The sequence below is a fragment of the Candidatus Arsenophonus phytopathogenicus genome, from assembly GCF_056113345.1.
The window spans coordinates 667,807-693,445 of sequence record NZ_JBUIOB010000017.1 but is presented as its reverse complement, the minus strand read 5'-3'; the positions used below and the strand labels follow the sequence as shown (position 1 = coordinate 693,445).

Sequence of the window (25,639 nt, the reverse complement as noted above, 5' to 3'; positions counted from 1 at the left end):
ATAAAAGGGATTAATTTATCGATTTTATATCGATACAAGTAATGAAATGCGAATGGGGAAAAGCGGTAAGAATAATCATTGTTATATGATAGTTAAAAGTATGTAATATCTATAAATTAAATAGTTAAAAAAATAAATTTAGTTTTAATTTCAGTAAGTTAATTGACATCAAAACGCACTTTTTTTCTTGTGGTGCATTTTATTTTTTTATCTATTAATGATAGAGCATACGCTTAATGACGCAGAGCGTGGACATCGTGATCGAATATTAGCTGATTTACTCTGTGAACTAACGGGTGCTGAAGATGTTTGTATTGTCAATAATAATGCTGCTGCAGTGTTATTAATGTTAGCAACTATCGCGGCGAGACGGCAGGTTATTGTATCGCGAGGAGAATTGGTCGAAATTGGCGGCGCATTTCGCCAGCCAGAGGTAATGAAATAGGCTGCCTGTCAGCTGGTAGAGGTAGGAACAACCAATCGAACTTATCTCCAAGATTATCAGCGTGCAATAAATGAAGAGACTGGCTCGCCAATGACGACAATTAGCTACTCCTGTTATTGGTAGGATTTCAGCTGGACGCTTATGGCTAGACTTACGCTGTCTAGATGATGAGGCTAAGTTATTACAGGTTTTATTAAAACAATGATTTTTGCCATCACCCGTCATGTTGACCATGGAAAAACTGCCGTGATTCAGGCAGTGACAGGGATCAATACGCTGCATTTACCGGAAGAAAAAAACGCGGCATGACAATTGATCTTGGCTTTGCATATTGGCCACAAGCAGATGGTCGCTCGATTGGTTTTATTGATGTTCCCGGTCATGAAAAATTTCTCGCTAGTATGTTAGCTGGTATTGGCGGCATATCCCATATATTGCTAATTGTTGCTTGTGATGATGGCATTATGACTCAAACCAAAGAGCACATGGCTATTTTGCGTCTCATCGGCTGCCCGCAAATAACGACCATCTTGACTAAAGCTGATCGCGTTTCAGTTGAGCGGATCCAAACGGTACAAACCGAAATTTCACAATTGTTGGCAGAGCATGGCTGGCCTCAGTCACTCTGTTTTGTCACTTCTACCTTAACTGGAGAAGGCATTCCTTTATTAAGATTACATTTGCAAATGTTACATGGTCAAGCTGGCCAGCATGCCAAACTTGGTCATCTATTTCGTTTGGCGATCGATCGGGTGTTTAATGTTAAAGGCACAGGTTTAGTTGTCACTGGAACGGCTTTGTCCGGCCAGGTCTCTATTGGTGATACCCCTATGGTTAACCGGAAAAAGTAAGCAAGTCAAAATTCGGCGATTGCATGCGCAAAACCAGCTGGTTTCACAGGCACAAGCCGGTGATCGGATCGCTTTAAATCTGACGGGTGATATTAGCAAAAAACAGATTTCTCGTGGTGATTGGTTGTTAAGTGAACAAACGGCGTTTGTGGTTAATAAAGTTCTGGTTGAAGTTGAAACGAATGAATGTTTAAAAAATTGGCAGCCGTTACATCTCTATCATGCCGCTAGTCATGTGACCGGACGTATCGCTTTATTAAACCAGCCACCCGATAAAACCATTACTGGCTGAGTTGTCGTTGGATACTCCTTTATGGTTGGTAGTAAAGTTACGTTATTTAAACCTGGCGATTGGGTTTATTATGCCGGCTCTATCGATCGGCCAGGACGCTATGCCGAATATGGACTGGTGGATGAGCGGATTGCCGGGCATAAACCAACAGCGTTAACTGCCGTTCGGCAGCAGCTTGCTGCATTAGGCATTCAGTATGTCGACTATGTGGCTTCATTAACCCACAGTGATGACTATTCTCAGCAGGTATTAGATATTCTTATTCCACAAGGAAAACTGGCATTAATCGACAATCCTAAAACCTTTGATATTATGCCAATGAAACGTAAAGCTTTTTCATTGCATTGGGAGTTTATGTTTACGCGTACTGTTTTTTAGACTGAAGATATGATCAAACAACATCAATTATTGCAACGGGTGGCAGGATTGATTGATCAGGGGATATTAAAAACCACCATCAGTGAAGAAGTTGGTAAAATCAGTGCTGAAAATTTGCGATTTGCCCATCAAATGATAGAAAGTGGCAAAGTAAAGGGCAAGCTAGTATTGGCTGGTTTTTAATTTAATGATTAGGGTTTTGATCTAATTTTCGAGGTGCTTAATTTGCACTTCTTTTTATTATTGACTAATTGTATATGTTGGCGAAGGAAATAAGTGTCGGATGCGATTTTGTATTACACAAAAGATAAATATTTTTCATTTCTCTATAGAACCTAAAAATAGCTATGAAATATTTAATAACAGGATGTGCCGGTTTTATTGGATTTACGTTATGTCAGCGTTTATTACAACATGGTCATGATGTTGTTGGGTTGGATAATCTTAATCATTACTATGATCCTGGTTTAAAAAAAGCCCGCCTTGAGCGCTTAACAATTTATTCGCAATTTCAGTTTTTGCGGCAGGATATTATTGAGCGGGAAAAGGTAATTGAAGTGATTACCTTAGGTAAATTTGATAGAGTGATCCATCTGGCTGCGCAAGCGGGTGTCCGCTACTCTTTAAAGGATCCTTTCGCTTATGCAGATAGTAATTTAACCGGTTTTCTGTCGATATTGGAAGGTTGTTATTATGGTCAAATCCCTCATTTGATTTATGCTTCTTCCAGCTCGGTATATGGTACCAATAATCAATTTCTTTGTTCTACCAATATGTCCGTTGATCATCCCATCTCCCTCTATGCTGCCACCAAAAGAGCTAATGAATTAATGGCGCATGCTTACTCTAATCTGTATAATTTGCCGACTACTGGGTTACGTTTTTTACTGTTTATGGTCCTTGGGGCCCGCCAGATATGGCATTATTTAAATTTACTAAAGCTATTTTGGAGATGAAACCGATAGATGTATATAATAATGGTGATCTGAGCCGCGACTTTACTTTTGTTGAAGATATTGTTGAAGGAATATTATCGATTGCTGATATTATTCCGCCAAAAAAGAGGGATAAATCTTTAACGGCTAGCAGTGATGCGCCTTATCGTATTTATAATTATTGGTAATGGGCAGCCAATAAAATTATTGGATTTTATTTCTGCTCTCGAGCAGGCATTAGGACAAAAAGCCATTAAAAATTTGCAGCCGATGCAAGCCGGTGATGTCCATACCACCTGGGCTGATACCAAAGATTTGTTTTCGTTAACCGGTTATCGGCCACAGATTTCGATTAAAGAAGGGGTAAAGGCGTTTGTTGACTGGTATCGGACTTATTATCACGTATAGCCTGGATCCTAAAGATTTGAGAGGTTAGTTTTGAAAATTGCTATTGCAGGAACAGGTTATGTTGGACTGTCGAATGCGATGTTGTTAGCGCAACATCATGAGGTAGTTGCGTTAGATATTATTGCTGAAAAAGTAACAATGCTGAATAACCAGCAATCCCCGATAGTGGATAAAGAAATTGAAGCGTTCCTGACAGAAAAAAAATTGAATTTTAGGGCAACGACGGATAAACAACAGGCTTACCAGGGGGCAGATTATGTGATTGTTGCTACCCCGACTGATTATGATACCAAAACTAATTATTTTAATACTTCTTCTGTAGAAGCGGTGATTGATGATGTAAACCAGATTAATCCAGCCGCTACTATTGTTATTAAGTCAACCATCCCAGTGGGGTTTGTTGCCCGCTTGCAACAAGAGAAAGGGTATAAAAATATCATTTTTTCACCGGAGTTTTTATGTGAAGGCAGAGCTCTGTATGACAATCTTTATCCTTCTCGTATTGTGGTGGGTGAACGTTCCGAACGTGCCAAGATTTTTGCCGATTTATTATTCAGAAGGTGCACTGAAAAAAGATGTCGCGGTGCTATTTACTGATGCCACCGAAGCGGAAGCGATAAAATTATTTGCCAATACTTATCTGGCGATGCGAGTGGCCTATTTTAATGAGTTAGATACTTACGCACATAGCCGCGGATTGGATAGTCGTCAGATTATTGAGGGTGTTTCACTTGATCCGCGTATTGGCAGCCACTATAACAACCCTTCTTTTGGTTATGGTGGTTATTGCTTACCAAAAGATACCAAGCAGCTACTGGCTAATTATGATGATGTACCAAACAATTTGATTAATGCGATCGTAGAATCGAATCGAACGCGTAAAGATTACATTGCCGAAAGGATTATTAGTCAAAATCCGCAAAAAGTAGGCGTTTACCGGTTAGTGATGAAAGCTGGCTCGGATAATTTCCGCGCATCGGCAGTACAAGGTGTGATGAAACGGATCAAAGCAAAGGGAATCGAAGTAGTGGTTTATGAGCCGGTTTTAAAACAAAGCGAGTTTTTTCACTCCAAAGTAATTACCGATTTGGCCGATTTCAAAGCCCAGTGCGATATTATTTTGGCCAATCGATTGGTGCCGGAACTGGAAGATGTAAAACAGAAAGTTTATACCCGCGATCTATTTGGTAACGATTGATAATTAGCCATATTCTGGCGTCAATCTTAAGCTGCGATTGGCGCCAGAATATGGCCGATTGCCTGTTTTTATCACAGACGAGTTGCCATAGCTGCGAGTGGTGGCAGCTTTTTATAGTCTCCCTGATAATCAAAAAGCGACATTTACCGTTAGTGTATCGCTATAGTTACCGGATTGATTCGGGGTAGCTTGGCCAGTTAGCACTTTCGCTACATAATTGTAGGTACGGGTCAACTGATCGCCACTAATGGTGGTGGAGTTGGCACTAGACCACAATTCGCTACCACTCGATCCCCAGCGAGTATTGGTAGTATCTTGGTAAATATCATAGTTGATCAAGCCACTGCCGTGTTTCATTGCTAACAGCATTGTTACCATTGTTGATCCCCACATTGTACAGACTGCCTTTAGTGCAAGTAATAGAAATGGTTTGCGACACATTCGGAAAGCTACTAACTAACGGTGCGCTGCCAAAACTGATGTTAGGCGCGGTGATCGTTGAACAATCATTGGTTACAATCAGTGACACCACTGGCGAAAGGTTGGTACTGCCAACTTGCGGATTTAAACAGACACTGCCGATGCCAAGTAGCCCAAAAATATTCCAGTTAATGGTTAGATTTAACGTTACGTTATAGGTTGCGGCCGATAAATTTTGTCCAGTGACGGTTTTAAAATAGATCGGAATAGTAAATACGTTGCCGCCTAATAAGTTAAGTAATTCGGTTGATGAGTAATTGATAGTACTACCAATCGGCGTCGTTGTAGCGCAGTTGGAAGCTTTACACATATTAATGGGTTCAAGATCGGTATTGGCGGTATTTTTCATTTCCGCTTGGGTCCCGCTACTACTTGATGCACTATTCAATTTGGCAGAGATAGTATCGGTAGTTAACAAAGAAGCTAGTACTGCTCCACAGGTGACGACTAGGTTAGCCGAGGTTGATTGGACAGTGCTATTGATGACAAAAGAGCTTTGTGTGCCAAATGAAGCATTCTGCATGGTTGCGCTACAAGCGGCCCAGACAGGGCTGTTAATCAGACCGGTAAATAACAACAGAATGGCAGAAAATAGACGTTTATTCATGTTAACTCCTGGGGGTTGCCATCTAAAGTACAGGTAAGCGGGCCGTAGGTTTTTAGTTGTTGGCTAGTGTTTGCCGGCAGTTGTAAACTAACCTGGCAGTGTTTACCTTCCGGTGTGCGGACAGTTAGCAAATTGTTTGGCTCTAATTCTTCCAGGTAAACCAGTCCCTCCCAACCAACATAAGTGTCTGGTTTGCCCGCCCGTGAAACCACGCTAGCTAATGGTAGTGCTTTGCCCCGTTGATCGGTCAGGATGACACACTAGCAGCATGGCGTACTTTGATGGGGAAATGGAGCAGATAGCCCCTGCCGCGTTTAACAGAAATACGTTGTTTGGTGGTATCTGCATAGATATCGGGTGGTAAATTTAGGGTATTGATACGATAACTCGCTGGGTAGTAGACTGGTACACTAGGGATCAACAAATAACCAGATTTGCCGGTGTTACCATAGGGCTGATGTTCATAATCAACGGTAATATTCGGGTATCCATCGGTACTCACTAATACAAAACCATCGTTGATTTTATTAGCCGCTTGGATGGTGCCATCCATCAAAAGCAATGAGCCGGAAACATTCCCCCACTGGGTATAGTTGCCAGACGAACCATAAATTCCGCCCTGTATTTGGACATGGGCATTGCGCCAGCCTAGTGAGGCTTGTTGATAATCATCTTGCGAGTCTTGATGCGCGTAGGCCATGGTCCAAATCCGCCGTCGCTTGGCATGGCGTGGTTATAGGTAACGCGCTGAATATTTTGCCCGGCGGTATTGCGTTGCGCGTCTAGCGTCACCGAATCTAAAAAGTTAAATAGAATTTGTAGCACTAAGGCGAATGACCAGTTATTTTGTGAATAATCGCGGCTAGCAGAAGAATAAAGACTGCTATTGCCCCATAAACCCTTACTCCATGATAAGTTGAGCAAGCGATTTTTATCGCCGTTGAATCTATAAATGTCCAGGTAAGCCAAACCAATACTGCCAAATTCATTTAATGATAATGAGGTAGAATATTGCGAACTCCGTCGACTTAAACTGTAGATAGGTTGGGTATCGTTAGGATTGTTGGGTTGATCATATAGTGCCAAATTACCAAACTTGCTGTTGCGGATGGTATGTTGAGTAGCCAAAGTAAAACGAGAGGGAGTATATTGGTAACCCCAATTAAACTGATTGCCGTGATTGCCTCGCATTTGACTGAGCGTATAAGCACCATTAAGCACACCCAAATTGCCCAGTTTAATCAAAGAGCCAAAACCACCGAGTGTCAATGAGGACACTGCTTCCGCATGGGACTCTAGTCTTAGCCAATCAGTAGCACCATAGCGGTAAGAACCACTGGCGGCTACCGGCCCGTAGGAAAAGTTTTTGATACGATAGTCACGACGTAGTGCGCCGGCTGAAAATGCACCATCAGAAAGACCCGGTTTCAGCAAGGTACTGGCAACATAAAACGGTAAGGTGGTGGAAACCTGTCGGCCAAGGGCATCAGTGGTGACCAATACCGCTTCACCAGAGCCAATAATATAGGGGATATCGGTGATAGTAAAAGGACTAGGTTGTAGCTGGTTATTACTGGATCGATAACCATTGATAAATAGGTCAACTGGGGTAGGGACGGCAGTTTTACCAGCAAAGGTCGGTAATGGGTAGGTAATAATATCGGGTCGGATAGAGAAATCACGGGACAGTGACAGCCCACCCATTCTGACACTACTATTCCAGCTTAATGCGTTGCTAATCAAGTCGCCGACCGTCCAGCTTATAGCATGGTTTTCGTTTTCATTGGTGTAAGTGGTATCATAACGAGTAAATTCCTGATTATCGTTATGCTGATCACTACCACCAATTTGCTGTTTAAATCTCCCGGTGCTGGATAGGCTGCAAGCCATACTAAACATGCGTAGTTCATTCCAGACAGAAAATTGTGAATGATTATGCTGAGTCCGGTTGGCGTAGATATCATAATTAAATAGCGCTCCCTGGCTACTAAGTCCCTGATAGCGGTGAGGCTTATTGCCAATCGTTAGGTTTTGCTGTGGCAACCAGCTGTCGGGAACTTGTAATAGTAGCCGTTGTTGGCTGCCGTCATAGCTGACTTGCACATCGGGCATGGTACTGACGTCAATTTGCGGTTGCGTTTGTTTCGCTGCGGGCAAACCGGCTTTTTGTAAATCAGCGGCAGATAACCAAAAATGGCCTTTACGTTCATTGACGATCGCGATAATCCCGGTCGCATACTGGTTAACCACTAACTCCAACCTATATTGCAAATTTTGTTGATTGATTTTGCCAGTTGGTGGTGGCGGCAGTTCAGACCAGCTGTTATTCGCCGCTGTCGATAATAGCGGTATGGGTAAGGTAATCAGTAAGGTAATTAAGTTGGCTAATTTACCTGTTAAATGGGCAGTTTTCACTTTACTGGTACAGCCCAGTGCTAGATGCTTGCCATAGTTGTTTATCGGTATTAATTTGTGCTGTTAGCCGTTGTGGCTGTTTAATGGTGGCGGGTAATGGCCAGATATAACTCGAGCCAATACATAACCAAACAAGCTATTCGCCAGCACAATGCGTTTTTTGCCTTGTTGCACCACCATCTGACTTAAACGGGCATGGATCGGGCTTCGATTGGTAATTTTGATGGCTGGCTTGCCATTTAATCGGGTTAATTGCCAACTGAGGTATTTTTGATCCAGTTGAATTGGGTCGCATGAACCACGCAGATAGTTAATACCTTCACCATAAACAAACAGCGGAATGGAATAGCGCATCTGCATATTAATGCCAATCTTCGGCGCTGCTAATTGTTCTGGTGTCAATATTTCATCGGCTAATAAGCGGTAGGCAATCTCTTTGCCAGCCGGGACGGTAGCTTGTTTTATTAAGCGGATCAGCTGCTTTTGACCCGCTTCAATCCGCATAAAAGGTGGACTGGCGATGACATTTTGTTGATTACTATAGCGATCTTGACCATCAATTTGTTGCCAGCCTATTACTCTGATTTGCATGGTGGTGGGCTCAGTACCCTTATTTTCGATCCAGAATTCAGTGGCATTATCGTTAGCGGTTAATACCGGATCCATTGGCCAAATCATGACATGGTTAGCGGATTGGGCTGAGGAAGCGAAGAATAATAAGGTCAATAACCATAGTTTCGAAAGGCAACATAAAGGGGGTTGCGAAACATTGATCATATAGTATTCCTCCATGATCACCAGGATAATGTTACGGTTAATATGTCAGTATAGTTACCTGATGGATTATTGGCGCCGTTAAGTTGCAGCACGCCATAGATTGGTAAAATAATATTATTGCTATTGCTGTAACTAACAGAAACATTCTGATTTAGCGCAATCGGGATGGTGTGGGTACTATCAGCATAAAGTAGGTAAGGCAGTAGGGTAGCAAAACCGCTTTGTTTGACATTACGGCTGGTGGTGTAGTTATTGCCGCCATTAATACTCATGCTGAGTATAGTGCCGGGCGTACAGGCTAAAGTTAACGAGGTGTTGGGCGTTAAGCTAGCATTAATATTGCCATTAGTATTACTGGGATGAGTACCAAAATCGAGGGTGCCAAATAGCGTACCACCGGATACCATAAAGCCAGGCGTAATAGTGGCAGCAACTTGGAATGTTTGGCTGGTAATGGCATGACTAGGCAGAGCGCTAAAAATAACCAACAATACAATAAAACAGGCTAAATAATCATCAAATAATAGCCATAAATAGTTGTTGCCAGACATATTTCATCCTGAAAAATAATATAAATTAATAATTTATATTAATATTAACAACGTTAGTATAGGTTCCAGCTATAATACCAGCATTTGTGCCATTGCCTTGGGTTAGGCCGTATAAGGTATAGGTACTGACCCCATTTGTTGGTCCTGATACAGGGATAATTGTGGCATTATTGGCAAGAGCAGTACCCGGAGTGGGTGAGGGATTAGTATCAAAAACACCATAGAAAACGCCATGTGAATTACCTGTTAAATTGACATAACGAGCTGTCGAACCAATCTGTGTACTATGTGGAATTGTCGGTGCGGTGTTATTACTACTGGTTAATACAGCGGAAAAAGTATCATTAGGCGGACACTGTACTGTAAATGTTGTGCCACTATTAGAAAGTTGGGTTATTAGTTGACTAAAAGTGGTGGGTGGGGTACTAAAATCCAGTGTTCCCAAGGGAACACCAAAAGTTGCAGTTGAACCGTTAACAACACAGGAATTGGATAGGGTTACATTAACCGTTCCCGTTGTGGTTGCTGCCAGAGTAGAATGAGAGGCTAACAAACAGCCGATAACAGAGAATAAACGTATACCTTTCATTATGGCTCCTTACTATGATGGCTACACAGCTGTTCAATTGTTTGCTAACAGCAATCATTTGTATTCATGGCTGACAGTAAATAGCTTTGTTATGGCAATTAAGTGTTATAACAAAAAAGAATTATTTTATTACCATGATTTTTAATTTGAGTATTGAATAGAAATGCAAAAAATGCCAATAAAATTATTGTTTTTTTTAGCGAATTAATTTTTTTGACGCAACAGATTATTTTTATTAGGTAAACTTAAGTTATTATTTTACTCTGCTAATAAATAGTTATTAATTAATATAATATGCATTTTTTCTTAAATTAAGATTAGTGAAAATAAGCCGTATTTTGTTTCTAATTAATTGAAGTAAAAGTTATTTTTAAATACTTATCCTGTCATGTTGAATTAGTCAGTAGGTTGTAAATAGCTCATTTTACGCAGTTTACCAGAGAGGTTTTATATTTTTTAACATAGAATTAAATTAATAGGGATAGTTGCAGAAGTGATAGTAAATTAAATTTATATTTTAATTTTATTTTTTTATTTTCATAAGTCGTAGCATTTTATCTTATCGTAATTTAATCAGTAATAATAATTCTTATCCCCAGCTATTTTGATAGGCTCGGGCGGAAGTCATAATTAATAACTGTAAGAACGGGTTTGAATTGATATGTTATTTAACATCATCAATCTCGTTAATAAATGTTAAGTCATAGAGATTTTTGTTAGTTGAATAATCTTTAACTGACAAATCTTCTTCAGATTCATCGCTTGAATCTGGCTTGACGACAGTACTTTGGTCGATAGTGGATTCTTCAAACAACGGTTTATCAGACATTATTTCATCAAAATCTGATTCTAAATCATCAGATTGTAACCTTATATCAGCAAACTCTACTTCTGGTTTATCAAACTCAAATTCTGAATCATCAAATTCTGATCTAAATTATAAAACTTTTCCCGCAAGGCTTTGTCATTTGAAAGAGAACTAATTAGATTGGAAGTTAAATTATCATCAAAATATTCACCGGGTTGGTTTAGTGATAACCCCCATAATCTATCAAGTGTTTTATCACCAACTTTAATTGCGCTAAGTTTCTCATTAACAATAGCTTGCTCTTGTTCGCTTAGGTAAGAAGCATCCTGGGTTATTGGATCATAAAAATCCATTTTCGCTTGTTGCAATATATTTATAAAGAAAGGCTCATTTTTGATTGTATATTGGCTGAAAATCAGCTAATTGTTCTCTCTCATTAATATTTTTTGTTTTTTCATAAATTTTATCACATTGATATAAGGTAAAGTTGCCTACTTTTAATTTATATCCCCAGTCGTCATTGGCATCTTTTGTGGTAATTTCTAGTTTAAATTGATTGTAATGTTTGGGAAGTGCCAGTTTTCTAAGTTGGATAAATTTTTCCAACCGAGCTGATTCAGGGTTAGAAACATCAGAATTTTTTACATCTTTAGTGGTTTCAAACAGTTGTTCTATTTTTTGGCGTCTGACGCCACCTTTAAACCAATCCATTATGGAATCAATAAAATCGGATACGTTTTTTATTTTGGTTGCTTCATTTAAGCTATTAGCCCCAAAAATCTGATTAAACTTGCTATCACTAATTGTTAATGATGTTGTTCTTGGTAGAGAAAAGTTTATATCCATAATATCCTCAAAAAATCAGTCAAACCTTAGTGTTGGTTTTGATTATTTAATATAATCAGAAAAAACTTAGAATAAAATTATTAACATCTTCTAAATTATATGAATTGTAAAATTATTATGTATTATAAAAATGATTTAATTTTTTATATTCGATTATTTGGTTAAATTATAATTATTGGTTATTATGCTTGTTATTTTATTAAGTTAAATTTATATGTTTAATATAAATTTTATTTTTAATTAAAAATATTTTTATATCTATTTTCGTAAATACAATCAAAAATATATTTATTAGTAAAATAAAAACCATTTAATAAAAGATAAGTTTTTAATTATTTTTTATTCAGTTAGATTTTTGTCTTTGATACAGAATATTATCTACTATTATTAAACTGTTATTTAAATTATTCACTAAATGGATTTAATGCCTCATTATAATTTTGTTTTTTTGACAATGAAGCTGTTGTTAATGTATGTGTTATGCTAGAGGCTTCTGGGTGACTTTTTTTAGTTGCAATTAATTTTTGCGGTAATTGTTTGCTATCAGCAATAACATCAGTTTGCTTTAAAACGCCATGATTGATATTTTATAAAAATGCCACCTTTTATTTTTTATTAAGATTTTGCGTGATAGTACTAATTTTACATGTTGGGCAAAGGGATTTTATTATATTTTCAATACATACACTATTAGCTGGTACATTTTATAATTTAGTTATTAGGCTTTCATAAAACTCTTTTATTAATTCATTTCTTTTTTCACGGCTATCAAGTTTATTTTTAGAAGTTAAATTTAATTTAACATATATTATATTGGTATCGTAATAAATATTTTTATCATCGCCGCTGTCTGGGCTTAATAAAAAAACTTGCTTAGAAGGGGAAACAATACCTAATATTAAATGTTTTTTATTAGTAAAATTATTTTTTTTCAATAAAAGATAAACTAGTATAGCCCTCTTGATAGGTTTCTCTCAGTTTAGCACCAATACTTTTTTGGTTATATATTATTGGTTCATTAGGATTATTTATTTTTAACACAACGCCATTATGTTCTTTACTATTTATATTATCATCTAATTTTTTCTTTATATTTCTCGCTATAGTCAAAAGAGATTCATCTTTATAAGTATAATCATATTCATGTGCCAAAATATCACTCACTAAAAGTTTTTTTATTTCCTCAAAAGTCTTATTAACATAAGATTTACTTTCATTATATTGATCCAAGTGAAAAACACGAAATTTTTTATATTCGATAATAGTTTCGTATCTGTTTTAGTTATTAGAAAATCTTTGTGTTAATTTTAATCTTTCACCTTTAGGTAAAGATATGAATATTAATTTTTCTTCAGATTGCTGATTTTCAATACTGTTGAGGGAAGATAATAAATTTTTAGTTATTGCAATACATTGAGCCCTCGATTTTTCTTTTCTGTGATCTTCAATTAAATGTATTACAACATGGCTTATCCCTAATGTTATTATTAATAAGTTTTAGTTCAGTAGATAAAGCGCGTTCTATAATCATAACTTTTCCCTAAATTTATATGACTATAGGATATTATCAATATTTATTATCAGAGATCAATTAAATATATATAATGATTATATATAGACAAATTAACTATATTTTTGGGATATTTAGAGATATGTTTGAATAAACATATGATCGTCAAAATACATCTTTAAATATTCTCTATCTTTATAGTATTTAATTTTTATTTTTCATATTTTAGCTGATAAAAACATTTCGATATCAGTGAAAATTTCATCCCACTTTTGCTGATCAATATTCATGAATCCAAAAGAACGTAAAATAAATGCCCCCTCTATGGCAAAAAAGACAAGCCGAGCACGTTTCCCCACTTCGGTTGAAGTATCTAACTTAGTGATACGCTCACGATACCACTCACGAGTACTATTAAGATATTCTGGCGTTTGCAGTAATGCAGCCATTAAACCTGCACCTTTAGTGTTAGATGCTTGCTCAAAATGCTAGGTTCCTTTCATGTGCGCTATTACACGATTTTCGGCTGAACTATCCTGCGTAAGTTGTTGAAAAAAGATTTCATTGTAGGCTTTTTCCCAGCGATCAAACATTGCATCAATCAGCGCTTCTTTATTACCGAAACAATACTGAACCCCTCCTTTGGAAATTCCCATTGCTTTTGCCACAGCATCGATAGTCAGTGCGCTGACACCCTGTTGGTGAACAATATTTTTGGCTACATCTAATACCTTATCTCTATCTATACTTCTTTGACGCCTCATTAAATAAAACCTCTTTTAAAATACATACGTATGGATTAATATCGTAAGCTTAACGTTAACATTATGTCAGATAAACATACTACATATTTTTTTCTAAATAGAGATATTTTATGGTTAATACTCATGATAATCGCAGATGGATTGCGCTCCTTTTAATTTCTAGTGTTCTTTTCTTAATTGTCATTGATATGACAGTGCTTTATACAGCATTGCCTACTTTAACCCATGAACTCCATGCCAACGCATCTGAGAAATTGTGGATTATCAATGCTTATCCATTGGTGGTTGCTGGATTATTGCCAGCCGCGGGTATGCTTAGTGATCGCATAGGTCATAAAAAAATGCTGATCAGCGGTTTACCACTTTTTGCGTTAGCTTCACTTTGTGCTGCATTCTCGCTTAATGCAGAAAGTTTGATTGCTGCTAGAGTCTTTTTGGCGGTAGGTGCCGCGATGATGATGCCTGCAACTTTATCAATTGTTCGTCATATTTTTACTGAGCCTCAAGAACGATCACTAGCGATTGGTATTTGGTCAGCGGTTGCTGCTGGTGGCGCTGCGGTTGGGCCTTTAGTAGGTGGTTTATTACTGGAATATTTTTGGTGGGGATCGGTATTTTTAATTAATGTGACTGTTGTTATGTTGGTGCTACCTTTTTCAGTGAGTTTGATCCCAAGCTGTGGTGGAACAAACAAACGTGCTATTGATTTTTTAGGCTCATTATTAATTTTACTCGGTTTAGTTGGGCTGATTTATGCATTAAAAGAGTTAAGCAAATCCAATTTTTCTTTACTTGAATTTTGTGCTGCTGCCTTGATTGGCGTCATCTTTATGCTGTTTTTTGTATTACGCCAGCGCAAACAATCGCAACCGATGATTGATTTTTCTTTATTCAGTAATCGATTCTTTTCAGCGGGAGTAATTATCGCCGTTATTACTATGAGTGTAATTGTTGGCATTGAATTAGTTTTAGTCAACGCTTACAGTTAGTACTTGGTTTCACACCATTACAAGCTGCGCTTTGTATCCTTCCAATACCAATTGGTTCCGTGCTTGCATCACCATTGACCGGTTTACTGTTACCTCGTTTTGGCGAGAGATTAACGACCGTGGTACGTTTTATATTAACGCTGGTTGGGGTAATAGGGATTATCCTGTTCTATCAGAGCGCTATTACTTTGTTGTTGATTAATTTATTCATGATTGGTATCGGTATGGGAATGGTATTTACAGCTGCATCTACCACGATTATGCTCAATGCGCTTGATGAAAAGTCCGGTATTGGCAGCTTCTTATTGAAGACGTTGCTTATGATCTGGGTAGTGTATTAGGCGTTACCATATTGGGCGGCATAATGACGGCAATTTATAGTTATACTCTTTTTGTTCCCGAACAGCTAACAATTGATGCGCGAGTTTATGACAGTATCGATGAAGCATTAAGCACGGGATCAACGATGGATAAAGATCAGGCTCAGATATTGATAATGGAAGCGAGTAAAGCCTTTGATACTTATTTTGTTGTTGTTTTTATTACCATTGTTTGCATATTGTTAGTTAGCACTGTGATTTTACAACTTATGTTGCGCCCTTTAATCAAAAAATCATGATGATATGAATTTTTGTGCTGTTTTAGATCTTACAAGAAGTTTTAGTGATTGTTTTTTGTAAAGCTAGTTGTTGGCGTTGTTCTATCTCAGGGATAGTGAGTTGATCCTAACATTCTATTACTGAAAATATAACCGGTTAGAGGTAAATTAGAGATGGAGTTACAGTCATTGCAGTTTTTTAAAAATTTGTCTGATGAAACAAGATTTAGGATCGTAGTACTTTTGCGAGAAATGGGGGAGCTTTGTGTTTATCATCTTTGTATTGCACTTGAGCAACCCCAAACTAAAATATCTCGTCATTTAGCCATGTTAAAAAAGAGTGGGTTGCTACAAAATCGTAAGGAAGGGAAATGGGTTTTTTATCGACTTTCTTCACAGATTTCTCCATGGGTTATGCAAATTATTGAGTCTGTATGGTCAAATCAACACCAACTAATCGACTTAATGGCTAAAAAATTGATACCAGAAAACTTGCCTGCACGGAGTATTAATTTCTCACTCTAGAATAAAACGCAATAGTGTGTAATGTGAGCAACCTTTTATTTATCTATTTGTTACTAATCAGAATAATTTAGTATTCTGATTAGTAATTTTTTAAATAATTTTTAATTTTGCTAAACACTGTAAAGTCAATGATTCGCATTTTGACACTGCTTTATCATCTGAGATCGCGACATTAAGGGCAAAAGTTTTTATTTTACCGTCAGCGTTTTCCACCCATCCAACATACCAGCCGGTACGCTCACCATTAATATTGGCAGTCTGTTTGATTAGTAGCATATTAGCTACTTCACTTTGAATGGTTTTATCAATAGGTAGTTGTTTAGTGGCTAACTTATAGATAAATTGGGCTTGTTCTTGCGGGCTAATTTTTAATGGGCCGTCTAACCAAAATTTGGTAACATCATTGCCTATTTTACTATTACCGTAGTGCAAACGATAAAGTTCTTTTTTCATTATTGCCAGACCCGTACGTTTTGCAATCTCTTGATAGACAAGGACAGCGGATAATTTCATTGCTTCTTGCATATTCATATCTTTATTCCAACTACTAAGATATCTGGGCTGTCCATCCCATTTAAAAATTTCGTTAACGGTCACTTTTTGATTTTTTAAAGCAATTAAGGCATTAACAATTTTAAATGTTGATGCAGGAACATATTGGGTTGCTGCACGTTTTATCTGGTCGCCATAGTTGTTAATTGATTTGCCATCATAAATGGTTAATACACCACGTATATGCTGCTGCTGAAAAAATTTTTTTTATTTCGCTAGAAACGTTACTTTCCGTTATCTTGTTTAGCGGCTTGGTGATGTTATTACTATCATTAGAAATGTTATTTGCCTGAGTAGTATTAGTGGTAAAAATAGTAAAATAATAACAACTAATTTTTTATTCATCTTTGTATTCTTTAAATAATATGTACCATAGACACTATCATATTTTTGTTAGGGTTAATACTAAACATAGGACCTGTTTTTATTTATTTTTAGAAGCGTTTCTTTTTATTATTTGATCATTACCGCTCAAGTATTAAGTAAAAAAATAGAGAAAAAATTTACAAAGTCGCTATCAAACCTGTAACACTGAACATACAAAGAAAAGCTGGTGCTCACGATGAAAATAAGTCGTAGCTGACTATTTTTGTTAATGCAGTTAATGGTTTATTTAATTTTTGGTTAACGAAAAATAGAACATGGTGCTTGAATCAGCATTGATAAGTGTTGTGACTGCCTTAATATAGCTATCGCTGTTATCAAATATATCAACAATATCATTTTTATAATCTGGTCTGTTAACTGCAAAGCCATCTTTGTTATAATTGATCGTTTGCATATCGGCGGTGTTTAAAGGGTGAATAGATTGAAAAATAAGGCCAGCTGTTGACCTTATTACAGCTGAAATTAAATATCACTTAACTAACTTAACTGCCTGGCGGGTAAGTTGGCCAATAGTATCCCAATTTTTAGCTTTAATTTATTATTAACCATCCAGGATCCTCCACAAGCAATAACTTGTGGCAAAGCAAGATAATTACCAATATTTTCTAGATTGATTCCACCGGTTGGCAAAATTTCTAATTTCGGATAGGGTGCAAGCAGTGCTTTGAGCATAGATAACCCGCCAGAAGGCTCTGCAGGGAAAAACTTGACACAATTAATACCTAATTGCATGGCCTGCTCGATTTGGGTTGGGTTATTTATACCGGGAATAATGGGTATGTCTAATTCATGACACGCTTTTATCGTATCGGGGTTTAAACTTAAACCTGGTGAAACGATAAATTCAGCGCCAACCGCTTCGGCTTGTCTAATCTGTTCTCGATTGATAATGGTGCCTGCACCAATCACCAATCACCAATCAAAATTTTGTTCGGCATCGCTTCTTTAAGTAGTTTAATCGCATCTGCTGCTGGCGTACGGAACGTTATTTCTGCTACTGGTAATCCGTTTTTAACTAATGCTTCGCCTAAGGTAACAATATCTTGTGCTCGTTCAATGGTAATAACCGGAATGATCTTAAATTTTCGTAATTTATCTATCAGTGTGAGCATAATCAATCTTCCTTTAGTGTTGAAATTGGCGAGTAATGCTTTTTGTTGCTGAATTGGAATGATAGCACTTTTATGTTAAATAACGATATTTACTAATTACAGAATCATTAGCTTACACCGTTTTTCACTATTTTCATTAGCTAGATGAGATGATTATTCAATAAGATTAATGGTTGCAAAGAATAATCGTGTTACTTAAATAACCGGTTAATTTATTTTTATCATTAAACACGCTGTTTGTATCTTTTATTTATAATTGATATTAAAAAATCACTTTACCACGTTATTTTTTTATTAATACTAATTTTTTTATTATATAAAATAAAAATGCGAGATATCTTTATAACAATTTATTATTTATTAATATTTTTTCTATTAATGAGTCTTACTTTTTTAATAAATATTTTTATATTTTTTATTAAAGAAGAATATAAAATTATATCTATTTTTAGTTATTTTTTGTTGAAAAATAGAAATATAAAAATAAATGTTAATTTTTTATCTGCGTGAAAAAATAAAGGATTTTTTGTGTGAAATTTAGCATAAAATTTCAATTTTTTGGTAATTTTAATTTAGATAAGTGTAGATCTTGACTGGAATAAAAATTTCATTTTATTAATTAGATAAAATATCTGCTAATGTATACCAAAAGCAGTAATTAATTCGAGTAATATTTTTCTTTTTAATTATTTCATTATCATAAATCTAAGTTAATTTTTTAATAATTAACTTATTTATTAAGTATAAAAATTATTTTATTTATTGATTGTTAAATAAAATATTTACTTTGATATAAATCACAAAAAATAAAATATAACTTTAGCTTTCTTGTAAGTTAGATAGAGGCATCTAATATTAATTTATTTTTTGGAGTTAATTATGTTTAAGAAAATACTCCCGTTATTGCTATTATCTGCGACTTTATTTTCGTCGAATATATTAGCGGCGACAAATTCAGCAGGTGGAATAATTTCAGTTGTTGGTGCTATAAGTGACACTACTTGTAAAATTAATGGAGGTGAAAGTGCAAACTTTACTGTATTATTAGATCCCATTTCTGTTTCTGATGCAGAAACAGCAGCATTTACCGTTGTTCAAAAAAAATCAGAAAGTATTTAAGTTAACGTTTTCTGATTGTGCGCCTGTTGGAAGTTCAGGCAGTAATTTAAAATTCCATTTTTCATCACCAAGTACGATATCAACGGATGGTCAATATTTAGTGAATGATACGGTTGATGAAAATAATCCTAATGTAGCAAAAAATGTCGGTTTTAGTTTGTCTAGCCTAAGTGCTACCACGACCGCTATTCCATTAAATACCTCTTTTGATACAGGAGTAAAAGGAGATAAAACAGCACCATAAGCTGACGAGTTCACATTTATCGTTAGTTATTATAAAACGCGAGCGGAACCTGCTAAAACGGGTCCATTGAATTCAAACTTAATCTATACCATCTCTTATTTGTAAATAACATTAACCAGGCTCTTTTTGAGTCTGGCTTTTAACGGACTATTTATTATGAAAAAATTTTTGTTATTTATTATATTAATTATTTCTTCTAAAAATATATTAGCCAATATTGTACTGCAAGGGACTCGTATCATTTATTATGAAGCTAAAGGGAATGTTACGGTACAATTAACAAATAATGGAAAATTACCAGCATTAGTACAATCATGGGTTGATGATGGCAATATAAACTCTACCCCAGAAAAGAGTCATTCACCTTTTTATGTTTTTCCACCTATTGTAAAAGTAGCGGGACTAAAAGGACAACAATTAAAAATAAAAATGATATTGCATAAATTACCTAAAAATAGAGAAAGCATTTTTTATTTAAATATTCTTGATATTCCACCATACCCAGAAAATACCCAAGGTAAAAGCGTTTTGCAATTGGCAATTAAATCAAGAGTTAAATTATTTTATCGGCCAAAGGAATTAATTATTCCTCCGGCAGATCTATATAAAAAAATAAGTTATAAATTAGAGGATAATGATCTAATAGTAACAAATAATTCTAAATATTATTTCACGATTGCAAAAATTATTCATATTAATGAGGCAAAAAAAGCCTGATAAAATCGAAGATGATCCCGCCATTATCAGACTTTAAATTACCGCTACAAAATAAGGTTAAGCATAATAAATTAACCGTAACTTATGTTGATGACTTTGGCGTCTATAAAATAAGAAATATTAACCTTAAATAAGAAGATAAATCGTGAAAAAAATATATTATCTTTATAATAGCTTAATTTTATTAGGTATATTGGATTGTATGCCGGAGTTATTTGCAGAGGAGTTTGATACTTCTTTGCTAGTAGGAAAATCAGCTCAAGGAGATATATCTCGTTTTTATCAGAATAGTGAAATTCCGCCAGGTAAACAATTTGAAGTTAATATTGGCGAAAAAAATCAAAATATTAGTATTGATGCTAAGGATGCTAAGGATGCTAAGGATGCTAAGGATGCTAAGGATGCTAAGGATGCTAAGGATGCTAAGGATGCTAAGGATGCTAAGGATGCTAAGGATGCTAAGGATGCTAAGGATGCTAAGGATGCTAAGGATGCTAAGGATGCTAAGGATGCTAAGGATGCTAAGGATGCTAAAAAATTAGGTTTAAAACTTTCATCTTACACAAAACAGGTGATTGAACAAAAAACGACTGTCTCGTTAGATAATTTAGTCAGTGATATCAACTACTATTTAGATGTTAATCAGTTAGCATTAAATATTTCAGTGCCGCAAATTTCTTTAGTTAAATCGGAAATAGGTTATGTTGATCCAGTGAATTGGGACCATGGTGTCCCAGCAATTATTCTCTCTTATAATACCAATTATATTATAACTATCGAGAGAAAAAAAAATCGTAAACAGAGTAATGAAGCTTTTTTTGCCAATTTAAGTACCGGTATTAATTTGGGTGCCTGGCAGTTTCGAGATGAATCAAGTTATTCTTACTATTCCAGTGGTGATCATAAATGGCAAAATAATACCCGCTACTTACGCCGTTCTTTCAGCGCTATATCTTCAAATTTGATGTTAGGTGATTTTTATTCTCCCTCGGCCTTGTTTAGTAGTATTCGTTTTAGAGGTGGTGCATTAACCACGGAAATGAATATGTTACCTAACTCCAACCAAGAATTTACGCCGATTGTCAGAGGGGTTGCTCAAACCAATGTGTTAGTAAAAGTATATCAGAATGGAAATCTAATTTATCAAGAAACCGTTCCGCCTGGAGCGTTCGAGTTTAGTGATCTACGTGCAGCAGGAGGAGCGGGCGATCTTTCCGTTGTTGTGCAGGAAGCCGATGGCTGGGCAAGCAAAAATGACCAATACCCATTTTCAACCGAAATTTGCTCAAGCAGAAGCCTATTATGGTATCAATAATTCAGTCAGCGTTTATACCGGCTTTATTGGTAGTCGTGATTATGCTGCTATTATACTTGGCAGTGGCTGGAATTTTCCGTTTGGTGCTGTTTCGGTTGATGCGACCCATGCTGCAGCTTATTTAGATACAGGAACCAAACGAGGACAAAGTTTTCGCTTGGCTTATAGTAAGTTTTTATCAACCACTGCTACCAATCTGACTATAGTGGCCTATCGTATTATAGTTTTGTTGATTCCATTTATGTCCATGATAATTATCAAGCATGGCTTAAATATCAAACGACGATTAAAAATAATCCATCAGATTTAGATTTGGCAACTTTTGATGCCTTACGGGGTGCCCGTGCCAGAAATACATTTAATTTAAATTTAAATCAGCATCTGGGGAAAGATAATGGTGTTATTTTTTTGGCTGGTACGCTGAGAAACTATTGGAATGTTGGCGGCAGCAGTCGAGAATATCAGATAGGTTACTCAAATAATTATAAAAATATTACCTATAACTTATCCGTTTCACGGGTAAGAAATACCGATCAAAAAGAAGAAACCCGTTATTACCTCAGCGCCAGTGTTCCAATTAGTCTATTTGGTCGTAATGCTTATCTCAATTCGGGTGTCTACCTGACAAATTCCAACTATCAACAGGCCAATATTAGTGTCAGTGGGACAGCGGGTAAATATGATTTGATCGATTATACGTTAACCGCTTCAAATCAGACCGGTGGTAATAATTTAATTAGTGGTAGTGTAAATTACCGTAACCCTTATAGTATGATTGGTGCTTCATATAGTGAGGCTAATAATTATCGACAGTCAGGTTTGAATGCCAGAGGAACCATCGTTGTATTTCCCTACCATATTCTTGCTTCCGGTGAAACAGCGAATACATTAACGGTATTAGAAGCACCAATGGCTGAGAATTTAACCGTTAATAATAATCGAACGGTGCTTACCAATAAACAGGGGTTAGCATTAGTAACCAATGCCACTCCTTATCGTACAAATGTTTATACCCTTTCTCATACCAGTCAGACCTCAGGTGCAGAAATTACTGACAATATAGCGCATGTGATCCCCTATGACGGGGCGGTTAGTCATATCAAATTAGAAACCGATCAGCGAAAAACTTATATGTTAAAAGCGACTTTTGCCGATGGTAGCAATTTACCTTTTGGTAGCGAGGTTACTGATAGTCAGGGTGAATTTGTTGGTCATGTTGGGCAGTCAAGTGTGCTGTATATAAAAAGTGATCAGTTACCACAATCATTGAATGTCAAATTGAATATTGAAGGTAAAACAGAATGTACCATTCAGCAACCCATTCATACCTTGAACATCAATCGTAATATTTGCCAATAGCAGGGGAAAATAAGATGAATAAATTAGCAATAAATTTTTTATTATTATCAGCGTGTTCCTTCAGTCAATTGGTTTATGCCGATTGTAAATCCAACAGCACTATCACAGTGCCGAGTTTATATTATGATTTATCGGCTGATTTTAGTAGTGCATCAATGGTAGTAACAAAAACGGATAAAATCACGTTTCTAGGAACATTTATCTGTAGCTCCCCAGGGCTATTTTTTCCTAATGCGGATTGGTATTGCCTCGCCATTTAATGGTCGAACAGCAACAATAGGATTTCATGGTGGTAAGCAGTTTGTTTAGGTTACAATGACTGCGTTAGGAAAGGATCGCGTAATCAACTTAGCTAGAGGTACCCATCCTGCATCGAATTTGAATACTAATTTCACCTTACAGTTTAGCTTATTGAAGAGTAAACCAAGTGGTAATTATACTGAAGTGGCTGGTGATACTGCGGTTATCTCACCCTTTATCTTGGTATCAGATGCTTCATCGTTGGGTATTTTTGTGTGGTTAGTTAGGATTGTACTAAAATTAGTTGAATTTTTATTAACCTGGCAATGGCCCGTTGATGAAAATGATATTTTTCTTCAACCGATTACTATTAAATATAATCCTATTGCCACTACCTGTGATTTTTCAAATAAAGGATTAGTGGTTAATTTGCCTATCGTTAGTATCAGTAATATTAAAAATATTGACCGGCCTGGTTATCAGCCTTTTACCCTCAATTTTAGCTGCAGCGATCTTTTAGCAGGCAATAAAACGACGCGAAATATTGCCATGTTTTTGGCCAGCAATAATTTACATAGTGCCGATAAAACAGTGTTAATAAATACCACCCAAGAAGGTGCTAAAGGAGTCGGATTTCGCCTTGTGCAAAGGAATAAAACATCATCACCGATTCTATTTTCCAGCAGTGAAAATGTCCAAGGCAATGCGACATCTATTTTTAATATTGCGGCTGACAGTGCATAGCTCCCTCGTTTTCCATTGACATGGCGGCTTATTACTACGCTTATGATCTGAATAATATTTCAGCCGGAAAAATAACCTCAACGGCAACTTTAGTATTTTCTTATGACTAAATACGATTAATTATAAGGATCAAAAAAATGGCGAAAAAAAATTACTTAGCTTTCTTACTCTATTTTATGGCTTTCTCAAGTAGTAGTAGTGTCTTTCTTAAAGGCACGCGAGTTATTTTTTCTGCTGAAAGAAAAGAGGCTGTTATTCAATTAGTTAATTCCAGCGATAACCTATCACTGGTGCAAAGTTGGGTTGATGAAGGTAATATTGATTCTACACCGGAGACAACCCTAGCGCCTTTTGTTGTGACGCTCCCAGTTGTAAAAATAAATCCAAGAGGAGGCGCACAGCTTCATATTCGGCAGTTAGCAAACCAGTTGCCAACTGATCGCGAATCTATTTTTTATCTTAATGTGCTGGATATTGCGCCAAAACCCGATAGTTTAAAAACGGATAATATTTTACAGTTAGCACTAAGAACACGAATTAAACTGTTTTATCGACCACAAAATATTAGCCAAATGTCCCAGAGTGTCGTTGAGCATATAAAAATAAGTAAGGCTGGAGGATCCGTTGTTATTGATAAGCCAACCGGCCATTTTTTTACTCTCGCTGCATTTTATAACCCGACAAATAAAAATAATATTTTATCTAAAACCGTTATGCTCTCACCTTTCTCACAACAAACCGTGGAAAATAAAAGTCATACTATTTTAGGTAATGAGATTTTGCTGGAATATATTAATGATGAGTGTAAATTTGTTAATCAAGTGAAAAAAATCAAATAATATTAAAGGGCTGGTATTTTGTTATTTAAGCTAACCACTGCTAAATGTGATTATCAAATGTCAGCATATTTTCTATGTTGGTTTTGATTAATATAATTTGTCTGTTTAATAGCTAGCGTTAGATTGTTGTTGCCAGAGATGGGCAGCAACGAGCGCTTTCCAGGGAGAATATTGTGCTAACCATTTTTCTGTCTCTTTTGCACTTATTCTCTCACTGCAATTTAATAAATACTGAAGATTACGTTGGACGGCGACATCACCATGTAGAGAACCGTTCAAATAATTGAAGCCGCGCAGCAAGGAATAACTGATTGTCCATGGACCAATTCCTTTTATTTTACTCAAATTTTGCGTCCATGTTGCCAGATTATTTTCATCTACTGGAAGATTTAATAGGTGATCGTTATTTTTTAACATATTGCATAATCCAATAAGTGTTTTTGCTTTACCGATAGAGAATCCACATATTCTTAGTTTCTGTTCATCATCAGCATGGATCGCATAAAAAGAAGGAAAACACCAAATTCCTGACGAGTGTTGTTTACCAAAAGCATGAATAAATCGACGGCGAATAGCAATTGCAGCAGCGACACTAATTTGTTGCCCTATAATTGCCCAAGTAATTGCTTCAAATGCTGTTGCTGCTTGATAAACCCTTAAACCTTGTTGACGAGAAATTAAATTACCAATAACTGGATGGTTATGGTATTTATCTTCAAAAAGCTCAACGGGTTGATATAAACCTAGCATATTTTTTGCTAGGTTTTCGAGCTGCTGCTCAGTGATAACGGCAGGTGGATTATCCGTTTGCAGAGAAACCAAAATGCTATTTTTATTTAATATAAACGTTAACTCAGTCGGCTGGCCACAGCATGTAATTCCTTTTCTTAATTGGTTATTGGTAATAATTTCTGCCACATTTTGTTTATCTCGTAAGTGATAGGCAAGAAAGTCTTGGTAATGATAATTGTTTGGTAAATGGATAATGGCTTTTTTGGCTAGCATTTTGTTATGGTTATTTAATTTTAGACTTAGTGAACAGTTG

At 36.2% G+C, this 25,639-nt stretch carries 20 protein-coding genes and 11 pseudogenes; 16 read left to right on the top strand and 15 right to left on the bottom strand.

The genetic code is table 11. From position 1 onward, the window contains the following. Window positions 1-220: 220 nt before the first annotated feature. The 6 genes and pseudogenes from AC01GB_RS07015 to AC01GB_RS06990 all read left to right on the top strand — a co-directional run. Window positions 221-556, top strand: a pseudogene (locus tag AC01GB_RS07015) (aminotransferase class V-fold PLP-dependent enzyme); the annotation flags it as partial. Between the two features lie 90 nt (window positions 557-646). Then, a pseudogene (gene selB / locus AC01GB_RS07010) lies at window positions 647-1,619 on the top strand (selenocysteine-specific translation elongation factor); the annotation flags it as partial. After that, window positions 1,610-1,966: a hypothetical protein gene (locus AC01GB_RS07005; RefSeq protein WP_474452420.1), complete on the top strand. Its 357-nt coding sequence runs from the start codon at window positions 1,610-1,612 to the stop codon at window positions 1,964-1,966. The pseudogene selB and the gene AC01GB_RS07005, both read left to right, overlap by 10 nt. Window positions 1,967-1,975: 9 nt before the next feature. Then, window positions 1,976-2,149: a zinc-binding dehydrogenase gene (locus AC01GB_RS07000; RefSeq protein WP_474451216.1), complete on the top strand. Its 174-nt coding sequence runs from the start codon at window positions 1,976-1,978 to the stop codon at window positions 2,147-2,149. A 164-nt stretch (window positions 2,150-2,313) separates the two neighbouring features. Beyond that, a pseudogene (locus tag AC01GB_RS06995) lies at window positions 2,314-3,309 on the top strand (NAD-dependent epimerase/dehydratase family protein). Window positions 3,310-3,339: 30 nt separating this feature from the next. Continuing rightward, window positions 3,340-4,507: pseudogene (locus tag AC01GB_RS06990) on the top strand (nucleotide sugar dehydrogenase). Window positions 4,508-4,636: 129 nt separating this feature from the next. Here AC01GB_RS06990 and AC01GB_RS06985 read toward each other — a convergent pair. From AC01GB_RS06985 to AC01GB_RS06935, 11 genes and pseudogenes are all read right to left on the bottom strand, one after another. Next, window positions 4,637-5,510, bottom strand: a pseudogene (locus AC01GB_RS06985) (Csu type fimbrial protein). 80 nt (window positions 5,511-5,590) lie between these two features. Beyond that, window positions 5,591-7,961 (bottom strand): annotated as a pseudogene (locus tag AC01GB_RS06980) (fimbria/pilus outer membrane usher protein). A gap of 111 nt (window positions 7,962-8,072) precedes the next feature. After that, window positions 8,073-8,786: a fimbrial biogenesis chaperone gene (locus AC01GB_RS06975; RefSeq protein WP_474451215.1), complete on the bottom strand. Its 714-nt coding sequence runs from the start codon at window positions 8,784-8,786 to the stop codon at window positions 8,073-8,075. Window positions 8,787-8,803: 17 nt separating this feature from the next. Beyond that, complete coding sequence (locus tag AC01GB_RS06970; protein WP_474451214.1) at window positions 8,804-9,337, bottom strand: Csu type fimbrial protein; 534 nt, start codon at window positions 9,335-9,337, stop codon at window positions 8,804-8,806. A gap of 25 nt (window positions 9,338-9,362) precedes the next feature. Continuing rightward, window positions 9,363-9,926, bottom strand: a complete 564-nt coding sequence (locus AC01GB_RS06965) for a fimbrial protein (RefSeq protein ID WP_474451213.1) — start codon at window positions 9,924-9,926, stop codon at window positions 9,363-9,365. Window positions 9,927-10,590: 664 nt separating this feature from the next. Beyond that, the gene (locus AC01GB_RS06960; protein WP_474451212.1) at window positions 10,591-10,755 is read right to left on the bottom strand and encodes a hypothetical protein; all 165 of its coding nucleotides are present in this window, start codon (window positions 10,753-10,755) and stop codon (window positions 10,591-10,593) included. Between the two features lie 56 nt (window positions 10,756-10,811). Then, window positions 10,812-11,087 carry a hypothetical protein gene (locus AC01GB_RS06955; RefSeq protein ID WP_474451211.1) on the bottom strand — a complete coding sequence of 92 codons (276 nt, stop codon included), beginning with the start codon at window positions 11,085-11,087 and terminating at the stop codon, window positions 10,812-10,814. A gap of 34 nt (window positions 11,088-11,121) precedes the next feature. Continuing rightward, window positions 11,122-11,580 carry a hypothetical protein gene (locus AC01GB_RS06950; RefSeq protein WP_474451210.1) on the bottom strand — a complete coding sequence of 153 codons (459 nt, stop codon included), beginning with the start codon at window positions 11,578-11,580 and terminating at the stop codon, window positions 11,122-11,124. A gap of 704 nt (window positions 11,581-12,284) precedes the next feature. Beyond that, the gene (locus AC01GB_RS06945; RefSeq protein ID WP_474451209.1) at window positions 12,285-12,515 is read right to left on the bottom strand and encodes a hypothetical protein; all 231 of its coding nucleotides are present in this window, start codon (window positions 12,513-12,515) and stop codon (window positions 12,285-12,287) included. Beyond that, complete coding sequence (locus AC01GB_RS06940; protein ID WP_474451208.1) at window positions 12,502-12,810, bottom strand: hypothetical protein; 309 nt, start codon at window positions 12,808-12,810, stop codon at window positions 12,502-12,504. Before AC01GB_RS06940 ends, AC01GB_RS06945 begins: the two co-directional genes overlap by 14 nt. Before the next feature lie 498 nt (window positions 12,811-13,308). Beyond that, window positions 13,309-13,854, bottom strand: a pseudogene (locus AC01GB_RS06935) (TetR/AcrR family transcriptional regulator). Window positions 13,855-13,964: 110 nt separating this feature from the next. Here AC01GB_RS06935 and AC01GB_RS06930 point away from each other — a divergent pair. Both AC01GB_RS06930 and AC01GB_RS06925 read left to right on the top strand, forming a co-directional pair. After that, window positions 13,965-15,462 (top strand): annotated as a pseudogene (locus AC01GB_RS06930) (MFS transporter). Between the two features lie 153 nt (window positions 15,463-15,615). Then, a complete protein-coding gene (locus tag AC01GB_RS06925) occupies window positions 15,616-15,966 on the top strand; it encodes a metalloregulator ArsR/SmtB family transcription factor (RefSeq protein WP_290606571.1) in 351 nt (116 codons plus the stop codon). Window positions 15,967-16,056: 90 nt separating this feature from the next. On the opposite strand, the pseudogene AC01GB_RS06920 reads toward AC01GB_RS06925, so the two are convergent. The 3 genes and pseudogenes from AC01GB_RS06920 to AC01GB_RS06910 form a co-directional block, all read right to left on the bottom strand. Further along, window positions 16,057-16,713 (bottom strand): annotated as a pseudogene (locus AC01GB_RS06920) (penicillin-binding transpeptidase domain-containing protein); the annotation flags it as partial. 669 nt (window positions 16,714-17,382) lie between these two features. Further along, window positions 17,383-17,814, bottom strand: coding sequence for a bifunctional 4-hydroxy-2-oxoglutarate aldolase/2-dehydro-3-deoxy-phosphogluconate aldolase (eda, locus tag AC01GB_RS06915; protein WP_474452342.1), 432 nt, complete (start codon window positions 17,812-17,814; stop codon window positions 17,383-17,385). After that, window positions 17,811-18,017: a beta/alpha barrel domain-containing protein gene (locus AC01GB_RS06910; RefSeq protein WP_474451207.1), complete on the bottom strand. Its 207-nt coding sequence runs from the start codon at window positions 18,015-18,017 to the stop codon at window positions 17,811-17,813. The genes eda and AC01GB_RS06910 overlap by 4 nt, the downstream gene beginning before the upstream one ends. An 879-nt stretch (window positions 18,018-18,896) precedes the next feature. On the opposite strand from AC01GB_RS06910, the pseudogene AC01GB_RS06905 reads away from it, so the two are divergent. From AC01GB_RS06905 to AC01GB_RS06870, 8 genes and pseudogenes are all read left to right on the top strand, one after another. Continuing rightward, a pseudogene (locus AC01GB_RS06905) lies at window positions 18,897-19,485 on the top strand (fimbrial protein). A gap of 51 nt (window positions 19,486-19,536) precedes the next feature. Next, window positions 19,537-20,097, top strand: a complete 561-nt coding sequence (locus AC01GB_RS06900; protein WP_474451205.1) for a fimbrial biogenesis chaperone — start codon at window positions 19,537-19,539, stop codon at window positions 20,095-20,097. A gap of 11 nt (window positions 20,098-20,108) precedes the next feature. Further along, a complete protein-coding gene (locus AC01GB_RS06895) occupies window positions 20,109-20,231 on the top strand; it encodes a hypothetical protein (protein WP_474451204.1) in 123 nt (40 codons plus the stop codon). Window positions 20,232-20,299: 68 nt separating this feature from the next. Then, window positions 20,300-22,453 (top strand): annotated as a pseudogene (locus tag AC01GB_RS06890) (fimbria/pilus outer membrane usher protein); the annotation flags it as partial. Between the two features lie 90 nt (window positions 22,454-22,543). Continuing rightward, on the top strand, window positions 22,544-22,771 hold the full coding sequence (locus AC01GB_RS06885; protein ID WP_474452341.1) for a FimD/PapC C-terminal domain-containing protein: 228 nt from the start codon (window positions 22,544-22,546) through the stop codon (window positions 22,769-22,771). Between the two features lie 14 nt (window positions 22,772-22,785). Continuing rightward, window positions 22,786-23,031 (top strand): hypothetical protein, encoded by a 246-nt coding sequence (locus AC01GB_RS06880; RefSeq protein WP_474451203.1) that lies wholly within the window; start codon window positions 22,786-22,788, stop codon window positions 23,029-23,031. A 55-nt stretch (window positions 23,032-23,086) separates the two neighbouring features. Further along, the gene (locus AC01GB_RS06875; RefSeq protein WP_474451201.1) at window positions 23,087-23,755 is read left to right on the top strand and encodes a fimbrial protein; all 669 of its coding nucleotides are present in this window, start codon (window positions 23,087-23,089) and stop codon (window positions 23,753-23,755) included. 137 nt (window positions 23,756-23,892) lie between these two features. After that, window positions 23,893-24,594 carry a fimbrial biogenesis chaperone gene (locus AC01GB_RS06870; protein ID WP_474451199.1) on the top strand — a complete coding sequence of 234 codons (702 nt, stop codon included), beginning with the start codon at window positions 23,893-23,895 and terminating at the stop codon, window positions 24,592-24,594. A gap of 105 nt (window positions 24,595-24,699) precedes the next feature. Here the strand turns inward: AC01GB_RS06870 and AC01GB_RS06865 are convergent, their stop codons facing one another. Then, a complete protein-coding gene (locus tag AC01GB_RS06865) occupies window positions 24,700-25,599 on the bottom strand; it encodes a DNA-3-methyladenine glycosylase family protein (protein ID WP_474451198.1) in 900 nt (299 codons plus the stop codon). Window positions 25,600-25,639: the final 40 nt, after the last annotated feature.